Here is a 12,483-nt window from a genome sequence, read left to right as displayed (position 1 = left end):
CCATTCAGCTGGGGACCGGTTGGTCCCGGTCCTCATTTGATTTCCATCGGAAAGTGGCATGCACGTTGCTGGTCTGTTTCCCCTTCTTTCACTAGATCCGGCTCGTCTGCCTCGCATACCGCGCGATCGGCTTCCGGAAGCATCTTGTAAGTGGGACATCTGGTCCGGAAGCGGCATCCGGAAATCCGTTCGGTGGAGCTGGGGAGCTCACCGGTGAGCATGATCCGCTGGCGCTGGCGCTCCACCTGCGGGTCAGGGATCGGTGCCGCCGACAACAACGCCGCCGTGTAGGGGTGGCGCGGCTGGGTGTAGACGCTCTCGACGTCGCCGATCTCCACGATCCGCCCGAGGTACATCACGGCGACGCGGTCGGCAACATGGCGGACCACCGAAAGATCGTGCGCCACGAACAGGAAGGAGACCCCGAGCCTGGCCTGCAACGATTCCAGCAAGTTGATGACCCCAGCTTGGATGGAAACGTCCAAGGCTGACACCGGCTCGTCCAGGACCACCAGAGACGGTTCAATGGCCAAAGCCCGGGCGATGCCGATGCGCTGTCGCTGTCCACCGGAGAACTGCTCCGGGAAGCGGTCCACGTGATCCGGGTTCAGTCCGACCAGTTCCATGAGGATCCCGAGTCGCTCATTAATGGCTTTCTTGCTCCAGCCCTGGGCCTTCAGCGGCTCGGCGATGACGTCGTACACAGGCATCCGTGGATCAAGGGCGGCCATCGGATCCTGGAAGACGATCTGCAGATCCGACCGCAGCTTGCGCCGGTCATGAGCACTGAGTTCGGAGACGTCGCGCCCCATCAGGACAATGCGTCCATTCATGGGTTGCTTCAGTTGCATGATCTCCAGCAACGTGCTGGTCTTCCCGCAACCGGACTCCCCCACCAAGGCGAGGGTCTCGCCCTGACGGATATCTAGGGTGACCCCGTCCACGGCGCGAACAGTACCGGCCTTGCGGCGAAGCATACCGCTGGATAGTTCGAAATGGCGTTTGAGGCCCTCGACTTCCAGCACGGTCCCGCGTTCTTCACGGGGGACGCTGACGTCACGTGGTGGAAGCTCAGGTATCGGATAAACGTCGGTGTATTTCAGCCCTTGTTCGACGATCTCGTCAGCACGGATGCAGGCAGCATCGTGCGGGTTGGGCCCACCATGGGCGACCAAGGCCGGTTCGGCCTCCGTGCACTGGTCTACGGCGATGGGGCAGCGCTCGGCAAAGGGGCATCCCGGAGGAAGGATCACCGGCGAAGGCGGGTTCCCCTCGATCGGTACCAGCGGGCCAGAAGTGCTGCGGTCTGGACGGGGAACTGCGGCCAGCAGACCCATGGTGTAGGGCATCTGCGGGGCACCAAACACCGCGTCGACCGTTCCGTGTTCCACTGGCTTGCCGGCGTACATGACCATGACGTCGTCGGCCATATTCGCCACGACCCCGAGGTCATGGGTGATCATGACGACGCCTGCTCCGGTCTCACGCTGTGCAAGCTTCAACACGTCGAGGACCTGGGCTTGGATAGTGACGTCCAACGCCGTCGTCGGCTCATCGGCGATGAGGACCTTCGGGTCATTGGCAATGGCGATGGCAATCATCACCCGCTGGCGCATACCTCCGGAAAACTGGTGAGGGTAGGCCTTCAAACGTGCTGCAGGATCGGAGATTCCCACCAGATCCAATAGTTCCATGGAGCGCTTCATGACCTGGTCGCGGTTGAGGTCCTGGTGAGTGTCCAAGGCTTCGGCGATTTGCTGGCCAATGGTGAAAACCGGGGTCAATGCCGACAGCGGGTCCTGGAAGATCATGCTCATTTCAAGGCCTCGCACCGATGACATCTCCCGGTCGTTCAGCCGCAGCAGTTCGCGTTCATCGAGTCGGACGGATCCGTCGACGACGGCTGAACTGGGGAGAAGTCCCATAATGGCCAGCGAGGCGGCCGACTTCCCGGAACCCGATTCACCGGCGATGGCCAGGGTGCGCCCGGGCAGTAGGTCGAAGGAGACTCCTCTGACGGCCCGCACCGGGCCAGCTTCACTGCCGTAGCTGACTGTCAGGTCCCTGACGGAAAGGACGGGTTCTGTTGACGATGCCCGCGTATCACCGAGTTCTGCGGGATGGGTCATGGTCATGCCTTGCCTCCGGATTCCGACGAGGGGTCCAGGGCGTCCCGCAGGCCATCCCCGATCTTGGTCATGCTGTAACACAGGGCGAGCAGTAGCAGCGCGGGCGTCAGGAACATCCATGGGGCGGTCATCAGCGTCGCCGACCCTGATTTGATCAATACGCCCAGGGAAGTATCCGGAGGGGTGATCCCGAAACCAATGAAGGACAGGCCCGTCTCCGCTTCAACGGCATAGACGACACCGAGCACGGTGTGGATGATCAGGATCGAGCCCAGGTTGGGGATCATATGACGCCAGAGAATAGTCAGCGGTTTCACCCCCATGTATCTGGCGGCTGCCACGTATTCACGGTCGCGGAGAGATTGGGCAATGGAACGAAGCACTCGTGCATAGCCGATCCATCCGAAGAGCATCAGCGCGAAGGTCAACCAGATCCAACCGCTCGTTCCCGTTGATTTGGACACCATGATGGCGAGCAAAAAGAACGTGGGCACGACCAAGAGCATGTCCAGGATCCAGGTCCCGATCGTCTCGGACCAGCCTTCGACGTAGGCGATGGCTGCCCCGACGAAGGCAGCGATGACGGTGATACCGATGGAGGCGATGAAACCGATCATGAGGGATCGCCCCAACCCGCGGGCCGACAGAACGAACAGGTCGCCACCGACGATGTCGGTACCCAACCAATGCTCGGCGCTCGGTGGTTGCTTGAGGTTCAAGAAATCTGGTTCGTCATAAGCCCACTCCGTCATGTACTTCGCGAAGATGGCGTAGAAGACCATCAGCAGGACGATGACGACGCCGATGACAGCTTGCTTATTGCGGCAGAAGCGACGCAGGATCAGCCGGTGCTTCGACGTGCGCTTAACGGTGATCCGGGTTTCGCTGTCTTGGTTGGAAAATTCAACGCTCGCATTAGTAGTCATGGGGCCCCTTAGGAGATCCGGATCCGGGGATCCAGGAAGGCAACGAATATGTCAGCGAGAAGGAGTCCCGCGCAGGTGGCCACGCCACCGAGGAATGCCACGGCAACGGAACCGTTAATGTCGTTCTTGGAGAGGCTTTCGATGAAATAAAGGCCGGCTCCGTGGATCGCGAAGATCTGCTCCACGAACAGTGCGCCCGTCACCGTCCCGGTGATCGAAAACGCAATGCCATAGGCGGTGGGAATCATGGACGTCCTCAGTGCGTGACGACGGATGGCGACATTCTGCGGGACCCCTTTGGCCCGGGCGGTCCGCACAAAATCGGCATTCATGGTGTCCAGCAGGTAGGTGCGTTGGGTGAGGTGGAACCCCACGTAGCCCACCAAGGTCAGCACCAGGGTGGGTAGGAAGAGGTGTTGCACGTAGCTGAAGAATGTGCCGTCCCCCAAGCCCGTCACAGCGAACCAGTGGAGATCGAATTTTTGTTGCAGGGTCAGATACGTCAAAACGACCAGCAGTGCCAGGACGAAGGACGGCATGACCAAGAAGACGGCACTAACCGAGTTGGTGACATGGTCAAAAGCCTTGTATTTGCGGATAGCCGCTCTGACGCCAATGGCAATGCCGATGATGATCGCCAACACCGTAGAGATGGTGACCAGTTGAACGCTAACCCAGGCCCGGTCCCAAATAATCCCGCTGACTGGCTCCCCCACAGGGCTGTAGCCCCAATTCCAGTGGAGGACGATATCGGTGAGCCAATTCCAATAGCGCTCGAAGATCGGCGTCTGATCGTTGATACCTGCATAGTCCAACGAGGAGTTGATCGATTCTGCCGGGGGCTGTGGTCGAAGAGCCAAGTAGTTGGAACGCGGGTCCAGGAACCAGGACGCTAGGAAGTAGACCCCGCTGGTTGCCAGGAACAACATGACTGTGTACGAAGCAAATCTTCGGGCGATGAATTTCAGCAAACGTGGTTCCTCTGGAGCTAGTGGGCCGTGGACCCCGGCGTCGACTCTGACGTCCGGAACGAAGCCCTTGACCTCAACCACCCTGCCAAGGATGGGTGATCCGTGTCACGCTCTCTGAAGCAACAATTTCATAACGGAGTCACGTGAACCTTACAAAGTAACTGAATACCCCATAACTGATTGAGTCCCACGAATGACTTATGTGTCACCATTGTAAATATTCGAGCACAGCCCCACTCTGACTTTGCAAGTTACCGAAAAGTCCTAGTCGAAAACAGGTGGACCGCCCACGGGTAGCTTCCTTCTGCCCACGAAAGAACCCCCCGGACCCGCCCAGGAAGAGGACAAGGAACCAAGGGGTTCTCCACGGCGTCGACTCAGGAACGCGGGACGGCTCCTGGGATCGGCGGGACCACTGGGGGCAGCCCTCGGTCCGGTGTCATCCGGCGATTCTCCTGCGCATCCTGCTCATCGAGCGGGACGGTGAACGGCTGGATATCACCCTCACAGACGGTGCCCTGTGCCGGCAGTTTCCCCTTCAAGAGGTAGGCGTCCACGGCGCCCGTCGCGCAGTCCGACGTCCCGTAGGCCGTGTGGCCCCAGTTGGTGCTGGAGAGCAGGCGACTCTTGGGCAGCAATGAAGCGGCGTTGACTGCCCCGTCGTAGTTGGTTGCGGGATCCCAGTAGTTGCCCACGACGAGCACCGGGTTGGCCGTGTCATGATCGAAGGTCCCGCGATAGGAGTCTTCGTCCCGAGCGGTCCACGTCGAGCCCGCACACGGCGCTGATGACCACGTCCACAACGGCCCGAAGTCCGGAGCCAGAATCTGGGCATAGTCCGCGTAATTGGTCCAGTTCCCGGCCCGGTACGGGTTCGTCCCATCGGTGCACAGCACGGATTGGAACGCCTCCGGAGCATTGCTATAGGGGAAGGCCCAACCGGCTGACTTGCCGATGCGTTGTTTCGCCTTTGCTTCCGCGCCCGCTGCCTGATCCTCCTCGGTGATTCGCGCAGCCAGATCCTTGCGGGCTTGGCTCTGGCGCCTGGCCAGTGCACTGCCTTGCGCAGCAGGTTCGGCCATCAGCGCGGATACCTGGGCAAGTAATCCATCCACGGTTGCCCCGGCATCGGGTGCATATAAGGAATTCAGCATCAATGACGTCAACATCGCATAGCTGAGCTCGAAGGTTTCACCTTCGGCACTGACGACCAGTGGCTCCTTCTTCAACGACGCCACGATGGCCTGATAGGCCTTGGCCGGTTCTCCATCGGCGGACAACTGGCAATAGTCTTCGCCGGCAGCTTTGCACCGTTCGAGGATTTCCTTCAATGCCTTGGCTGCACCCTGGCCGGATTTGATGCGTTGGGTCTGCGGGAGCGCCTTGTTCCACTTCGTACCGGCCCAGCCTTCCGGGTCCAGCACACCGTCGATGACCACCGCACGAACCCGGTCGGGGAACATGTTGGCGTAGACATTGCCCAGGTAGCTGCCATAGGAGAAGCCCAGGAAGCTGAGCTGTTCATCCCCGACCATGCGCCGAAGCAGATCCATATCCCGGGCCACCTCGGCAGTGGACATGGATTCAGAAAGCGGGGTTCCCGTGCTCGCGCAGGCTTGGCCGAACGCCTCAGAGGAACTGATGTAGGCCTTCTTTTCGGACTTGGTGAACGGGAAGGCGACATTGAAGCCCTGCAAGGCATCGGACTGCTGACCCATATTTTCCCAACAGGCCACGTTGTCACTGAAATTGGTTCCGCGGGGGTCGAACCCCACGACGTCGAAACGTTGGCGGAGTTCGGGACTGAGGAAGAAATCCGCCGAAGCAGCCATCTGCACGCCGGAGCCGCCCGGTCCTCCGGGATTGAGGAACAAGGTTCCCAACTTTTCGGCCTTGCTACCGGTGGCTTTCAGCCTCAATGCGGCGACGTCGGTCGTCTGCCCCTTGGGCTTGTCGTAATCCAATGGCATCGGAATATTCGCACAATCGGCACCTTTGGCGATGTCGGTGCAGTCGAACCAGTCGGCCTGAGGTGTGGCCACACGGTCGACTTTCTGGGCCTCCGTCTTCTGTGATGGGGCCTGCGGGAGAGCCGCCGTTGAGGTCGGGAGCGGGGTCACCGCCGTCGCGGCGCCAGCGGACGCCGGGGCGACGAGCAGAGTTGCGGCAGCCAGGAAAGCGCAAGGGCCGGCCCAGCGACGGGCGGTCACTGGGCACATCCCGTTGGCAGTTGACGGTTCGGAGCAATCGGCGGTGCCTTGTATTTATTTTCCATGCAGTCAGGCTATGGACAACATCAACAAGGGGGCAAGACAAGTCAGAAATCTTTACACTTAATCTGTGATGACAATTCGTTGACATCGTTCCGCGGAAAATACCTCTCCGTTCTCGCTGCACGCACTATCAATCCTTCCGGCCCTCGCATGGAAGCGCGCGGAGTAGGGCGCACGATAGTCATTGCTCTTCGGAGCTCGTCGCCTTTCTCGGTGGAGAGTCGGGCAGCACGCTGGGCGAGGACGATAGATTGGGCCCATGAGCTACCGCATCCGCCAAGCCATCCCCGAAGATGCCGATGCCTTGGTGGACATGCACGCCGCTGCTCTCGAAGAGAGCTACCGGAGCCTCATGCCCCAGATCGTTTTCCACACCGTCGGCGTCGAGCGGAACGAGCGCATTCAACGGCGCCGCTCCTTCCTCAACGGTACAGATCCCCACTTCCTTGCCCACGATGGAGCCGGTTCCGTCGTCGGGTTCGCCGAATCGGGCCCCGGACGCGACGAGCAAAAACCCTGCACGGTGGAGCTATATCGCATCTACACGCTGGCACGGACCCATGGAAGCGGGCTCGGCTCCGACTTGATTGAGGCCTGTATTTCAGATGCTGCTGCGTACTTATGGGTCTTGGAACAGAACCCGCGCGCCCAGGCGTTCTACGCCAAGCACGGCTTTCGTCCGGACGGGACCCGGAAGCGGCTGCCCGCCGCATTCAACGAGCTGCCAGAAATCCGCATGGTCCGTCCCGCGGGATTTGCCCCGCGCGCCAGCCAACAGTCCAGCTGACCCCTTCCAACAACAGGAACCAGCCCCCTCGGGTCTATCTACGGTGATGATCCGCGACCTACCCGTCTAACGCTCAGTGAGATCCGCGACGATGAGTAGCGTTTTTCCGGGAGTCGTTTTGTCCGCGGCAAATGCCTCGGCGGCCCGCACCAACGGGAGGGTCGTTCCGATCCGCAGGATCACGTGGCCCGCGTCCACGGCGGCGACGAACTGCTCGAGCACCTCGGTCACCGGAACGCTGATCTGGGTCTCAGCGGAAATCCCTGCGGCTGCCGCGACAGCTTCATCATGCTGAGTCGATAGTGAGACCATCGTCCCGCCCGGACGTAGAAGACCGTAGTACGGTGCCGGGTCCAGGCCTGGGGAGGCATCCAGGATGACATCGACGGCGGAGAGACCCTCCCGCCATGATGAGTCGGCATAGTCGTAGACTTCCGAAGCCCCCAGCGCGAGCACATCTTCATGATCTGCGGCACCGGCCGTAGCGATCACCTTGGCACCGATGGCCTGCGCCAGCTGGACGCCCAGGCTACCGATGGCACCCCCTCCCCCGAGTACCAGCACCGTCATTCCTGGAATGATTCGCAGTGATTCGATGGCTTGCAGGGCACTGGCTCCGACCAGTGGCAGCGTTGCAGCTTCAACTAGCGGCAAGGTCTTCGGGGCGTGGGCTGCGAATACTGCAGGACCCACGGCGTATTCGGCGAAGGTACCGGAACCGCCCAGCGCCACCCCGGCCTGCCCGATGACCAGGTCGCCGACTGAGAAACTCTCCACACCGGGACCGACCTTTTCCACGATCCCCGAATAGTCCGTACCCAAGGTGATGGGGAAGTCCAGCGGCATCGCCTCGGCCATGTACCCCAGCGCAATGCCGGTATCGACCGGGTTAATGCTCGCGGCGGCCACCCGGATGAGGAGTTGCCCCTCGCCGACCTGGCTCGGGCCGCCGGAATCGGCGACAATCACCTGGTCGGTGGGCCCGTACTTCTGGATCTGGATAGCGGTCATGCTCGGCTCCCGGAGTGGTTTTGGCCGACGGTCATCACCGACCATCGACGTGGTTGCTCCACCCTGCCACGATCGGCCCACGCCCACCAGCCGTGACCTGCTCGGACTCCTTCGGATTCGAGAAAACTGACGTCGCATATGCCGTTTCTGACGTCTGAGGAGCGGCCGACAGCCCGGCGGCGTCTTGAAATAAACCCGACGGCGAGGACACTGTAGGGATCAGACCGATGAGGAAAGGCTGACCCTGACATGTTGCTCGATGGCATCAACCACGTAGCGCTCATCTCCAAGGACGTCGAACGCCTGGGACGCTTCTACGAAACCGTTTTCGACGCCAAGGTAGGCGAAACCCGGGACCATGGACCGGGCGAAACGATGACCAATATTCGCATCGGACCGGCCACTGAATTGAACGTATTCGTCATCGAGGGCAATGCCGAGGCCGAACGACAAACCCCCATGTGGGGGCGTGGGCGCCTTGACCATGTTGGTCTGGCAGCAGTTTCGGCCGAGGCCTTCGAAACTATCCGCCTGCGACTCGTGCAGGCGGGGGCCAGCGACGGAACCGTCAATGACTTCGGTACGCAATACAGCATGTTCTTCCGGGATCCCGACGGGCTAGAAGGGGAAGTCCTGATGCTTAAGAGTCCGTAGCCCTTCCTCGGACACCGGCGGTCACGGGATACCCCGAGGGCCGGTGTAGCAGGTCGCGTAGCAGGTCGCAGGGAGACTCGGTGAAGAATCTCCGCTGCGATGAATGACGTTCGCCAACCGTTTCAAACCTCATCGCACCGGTATTCTCGTGGCAGCTGCAGGGTCCTGAAACCGTCACTTCCTTGGAAGGTGGCAGCCCTGTCTTCCACCGGCCGCTCCAAAGGTAACGAGAACATGACCATTTTCAGCCGTCCCCAGCCAGGGACCCTGCCCATCACGCTCAAGCTCCTCGCTGCCATCCTGATCCCTTCCGCCCTCGTGAGCGTGCTGGCGGGTACGTCAGCCAGCATGGGTTTCGGCATGGCCGTAGGTTTGGGCATGGCTGTCACACCTGTGAGCCGGCCACGCCAGATCGCTGCCTTGATCGTCGTGGGTGCCGTTTTGGGTGCCTTGGCGTCCTGGGCCGGGGCAACACCATGGGCGATAGCGGCTCTCATGTTCTTCTCTGCAGTGCTCTTCGCCATCGCCAACCAGCGCTCCGCGGGGCTGCTGTCCCTCGCTCCGATCATGGTGATCCTCTTTGGCCCTGGCCCCATCGACTTGAGCTGGTGGTCCGCGGCTCTGTGGATTCTTGGTGGCGGGCTGGTCGGCTTCTTCATCACCCGCCTCCTGAAGTTCCAGGCGCCTACCCTCCCCGTAGATCGGCGCAGCGCCTGGGAACATGGGTTGGCTGTCGGCATCCTCTGTGCCGGGGTCATGTTCTGGAGCCTGACCTATCACGTGCCGCACGGCTATTGGATCGCCGTGACCGTGCTGATGGCGCTGCGTCCTCTGGCCGACCAGCGGCGGGAAACACTCAACGGCCGGCTGATCGGCACTTTCCTGGGGGCGATCATTGCCTTGTTGGCCGTCCTGTTCCTCCCGCTGTGGGCTGCAGTGGTCGTCGCGGTGCTATGCCTCTTTACCCTGGTTTGGTACACGATGGGCGGTGCTTACCTGATGCAAGCCCTGTCGTTGACACCTATGCTTTTGATCTTCGCTTCCCTCGGTGACGTCGACCGTGGATTCGAGCTGACCATCGAGCGGGTAGTTTTCACGGTCGTGGGAATCGCCGCGGCCGTCCTGGTCGCCCTCCTTTTGCGCCGGTGGGCCTCCCGCCGAGAGGCAGTTTCCGACTAGGCTCACCCCACCTTGGGCACCGTTCTCCCGACCTTGGCGAAGGCTGTTCCTCCAGCACCTCTTGAGGGGTCGTGGCTAGCCTTCCGCGCAGGGCGAACGATACGAGCACGCCCACTCCGCCACAGGTCATTGCCCACCCGAACGTCTGTTGAAATCCTGCCGCGAGCGCTAGCAGAAGAAGCGCCCCGTCTTGTTGGGGGCTCCCCGCAGCAGTCCCCCACACGCCGTCGCGGCGCGGCTCTGGTGGCAGCACTCCTCGACGGCACGTGGGCAGAGCTCCGCGACACGGGATACGACCGCTTGACGATAGATTCTGGGGCCGAGCGCGCCCCGACGAGCCGGACCGTTGTCTATCGGCGGCGCCCCGGGAACGCCGAATCCATCCATGCTGCGCTAGCCCATGCTGGCGCACGCCGCAAGGTCTCGGTGCACCATACAGGAACGCTGGGCGGGTGCTAGGCCGAGACCGGAACAAGGATCGACGAATTGCATGATGCTTTCCTCTCGGGACGCTGCATCACTATGCAACAGATCTTGGGTCATGCCGTGGCTCGCGATGAAGTCGATCCCGATGAAGTCGCTGAATCCAGCGTTGACGAGATCTTCCTTCCCCTCGTGCTGAGGAAATAACCTGACGGCTTTCTCTGAGACCGCATGCACTCGAACGTTTCCCCTACCCGCTTCTGTCCCTGGAATGCCCGAGATCAGAAGGGAATGTCCTCCGTGCCTTGCCGCGGTCCGGTTGAGGTGCTCTGCCACGGGTCTGCCGCTTCTTCGCGGATGAGGTTGCGCGGTTCGCAGGCACCAGCTTCGCGGTCCAGCCGCCGACGGCGAGCGCCCCGGGCGTTACTGGTTTTGGCATAGCGACCGAATTCAGGGTTTTCGCAGGAGGAGTCCGGAACCTCATTGACCTTGCCCCAGGTCACGTACTTCGTGGACGACTCCGGGATGTCTGCTGCCTCCGGCTCGTTACGCACGCGGTGCTCTCTTGTGCCGGAGGCCCACGGGGCGGCCGGAGCCGTTTCCTGTCGTGTACCGAACAGGCTGGTGGCCACGACCGTGCCGTGGGTCCCCTCCTCAAACTCGAGCAACCCCCAGGACTTGAGTCGGTGGCAACGTCGGCACCTAAGATACAGATTGCCCAGATCCGTGCCGCCGCCCTTCTGCCACTCCCGATCATGGTCCACATCGCAGTCCTCCACCCGGCCCGGGCACCCCGGGGTGCAACAGCCTCCGTCCCGGAAGCGCAGGGCCGCCCGTTGGGCGGCGCTGGGCCGGTATTTGCTTTGTCCGAACTTCACGATGGCCCCGGTCATCGGATCGGTAACGACCCGCCACCAGGTTTTCGCCGCAGCCATGAAACGTGCCGCAGTCTCCTGATCCACTGCTCCGCCACCGAGCACTGCGGGCACTTCGGCCCCGGGCGGTAGTTCGGCTGTACCGACCTGGATGGGGTTGCTTTCGGTTTCGGCGGTGGGGCCACCCGGCAGACCGGGAAGCATCGTGGCCGGGATCGTGACGAAGACTTCGGGCTGGATCGAGGCCAGACCCTTCCCGGTCGGGCCCTCGAGCAGCAGGTCCATGAACACATCGGCACGCAACTGCTCCACGGTCCGCTGCTCGACCGGGTCATTGCTGGCCTCCGGAGTTGTGCCGTGGATTTCTTCGGGATGCAGCAGATCGGCAGCAGAGGCCGGATCGGCTTTCAGCACCCTGGCCATGGCATCGATCCTCGAGAAGATGGCGTGGCAGCCGGCCGTGGGAAGGAAGGCGGAGAACCAGGACATCCCGTCAGCGTCTTCATCGAACATGATCCGCCGGTCCCGCATGGCAGTGCGCGAGCGCTTGGTATAGGAGAGCCCGTAGTACTTCTCCAGCAACTGCCGGCCCCGGGTGCGCAATTGTGCCGGCGACTTCCCCGGAGCGGTGGCCAACATGTCGGCACCGAAATCCCGCCGCGCGGCCCGAGCCAGCTCTTCGAGCCGGGCCTTCTCCCGTTCCCATTCCTCACGGGTGGCCTGATCTGCTTCCGGGGGCAATGCCGGGAGCGTTTCAGGAACGATGTACTTCAGCTGTTCGAGGATCTTCTGGACATGTCCGCTCCCCAGACGTCCCGAGGCCAGGGAGTCGATGACTTCAGGGGTTTGCCGGACCAAGGTTTCCGCTTGGTCAAGAATGCGCTGCCCTTGTCCGGGCGAGATTCCGCAGACCAGTGCGACTTCCAGCGCGGCGCTTTCCGTGGCGGCCTGTTCGGCCATCCGACCGGTGCGCAATGAAATCCCCATCCCCGGTTCCCCAGCTAAGTCATCCAGCAGGGACGGCACCGCTCGGTGTGCTTCGGTATGAAGCATGGCGGCGGCCTTGAACTTCTCGGCCTCTGCAAAACGGGCCAAGGCTTCGGCGGCTCTCAACCGGGTGGAACCGTCCACGGCGAGGCCGGTGGACCGGGCGATATCCCACCCGTCGACCACCACCGCGCTCGTGTTGTGTTCCATGCCTCCACTCTGTCAGGGGTCGGGATTCCGATCGAGGGTGCCCCTACGTGCTGGGGAT

General features: G+C 61.9%; 10 protein-coding genes. 4 read left to right on the top strand and 6 right to left on the bottom strand.

Going from position 1 to position 12,483, the window contains the following annotated elements:
- Positions 1-32: 32 nt before the first annotated feature.
- From CIK75_RS11450 to CIK75_RS11435, 4 genes are all read right to left on the bottom strand, one after another.
- Positions 33-2,129 carry an ABC transporter ATP-binding protein gene (locus tag CIK75_RS11450; protein ID WP_096224433.1) on the bottom strand — a complete coding sequence of 699 codons (2,097 nt, stop codon included), beginning with the start codon at positions 2,127-2,129 and terminating at the stop codon, positions 33-35.
- A 2-nt stretch (positions 2,130-2,131) separates the two neighbouring features.
- Positions 2,132-3,055, bottom strand: coding sequence for an ABC transporter permease (locus CIK75_RS11445; RefSeq protein WP_086995551.1), 924 nt, complete (start codon positions 3,053-3,055; stop codon positions 2,132-2,134).
- A gap of 8 nt (positions 3,056-3,063) precedes the next feature.
- Positions 3,064-3,984 carry an ABC transporter permease gene (locus tag CIK75_RS11440; RefSeq protein ID WP_096224432.1) on the bottom strand — a complete coding sequence of 307 codons (921 nt, stop codon included), beginning with the start codon at positions 3,982-3,984 and terminating at the stop codon, positions 3,064-3,066.
- Positions 3,985-4,403: 419 nt separating this feature from the next.
- Positions 4,404-6,236: an alpha/beta hydrolase gene (locus CIK75_RS11435; protein ID WP_241895416.1), complete on the bottom strand. Its 1,833-nt coding sequence runs from the start codon at positions 6,234-6,236 to the stop codon at positions 4,404-4,406.
- A 322-nt stretch (positions 6,237-6,558) separates the two neighbouring features.
- Between CIK75_RS11435 and CIK75_RS11430 the strand changes: the two genes are divergently transcribed.
- Positions 6,559-7,086, top strand: coding sequence for a GNAT family N-acetyltransferase (locus tag CIK75_RS11430; protein WP_086995556.1), 528 nt, complete (start codon positions 6,559-6,561; stop codon positions 7,084-7,086).
- A 66-nt stretch (positions 7,087-7,152) separates the two neighbouring features.
- Here the strand turns inward: CIK75_RS11430 and CIK75_RS11425 are convergent, their stop codons facing one another.
- On the bottom strand, positions 7,153-8,097 hold the full coding sequence (locus CIK75_RS11425) for an NADP-dependent oxidoreductase (RefSeq protein ID WP_158225955.1): 945 nt from the start codon (positions 8,095-8,097) through the stop codon (positions 7,153-7,155).
- Between the two features lie 249 nt (positions 8,098-8,346).
- Here CIK75_RS11425 and CIK75_RS11420 point away from each other — a divergent pair, with 249 nt between their 5' ends.
- From CIK75_RS11420 to CIK75_RS16250, 3 genes are all read left to right on the top strand, one after another.
- Positions 8,347-8,751: a VOC family protein gene (locus CIK75_RS11420; protein WP_086995561.1), complete on the top strand. Its 405-nt coding sequence runs from the start codon at positions 8,347-8,349 to the stop codon at positions 8,749-8,751.
- A 234-nt stretch (positions 8,752-8,985) separates the two neighbouring features.
- A complete protein-coding gene (locus tag CIK75_RS11415; protein WP_158225954.1) occupies positions 8,986-9,930 on the top strand; it encodes an FUSC family protein in 945 nt (314 codons plus the stop codon).
- A 486-nt stretch (positions 9,931-10,416) separates the two neighbouring features.
- On the top strand, positions 10,417-10,560 hold the full coding sequence (locus tag CIK75_RS16250) for a hypothetical protein (RefSeq protein WP_158225952.1): 144 nt from the start codon (positions 10,417-10,419) through the stop codon (positions 10,558-10,560).
- Between the two features lie 74 nt (positions 10,561-10,634).
- Here CIK75_RS16250 and CIK75_RS11405 read toward each other — a convergent pair whose 3' ends face one another.
- Positions 10,635-12,425, bottom strand: coding sequence for an HNH endonuclease signature motif containing protein (locus CIK75_RS11405; RefSeq protein WP_096224308.1), 1,791 nt, complete (start codon positions 12,423-12,425; stop codon positions 10,635-10,637).
- Positions 12,426-12,483: the final 58 nt, after the last annotated feature.

Origin of the sequence: Glutamicibacter sp. BW78, assembly GCF_002332245.1 — a bacterium.
Classification (GTDB): Bacteria; Actinomycetota; Actinomycetes; order Actinomycetales; family Micrococcaceae; genus Arthrobacter_H; species Arthrobacter_H rhombi_A.
This window is presented reverse-complemented; position numbering and strand designations above follow the sequence as displayed.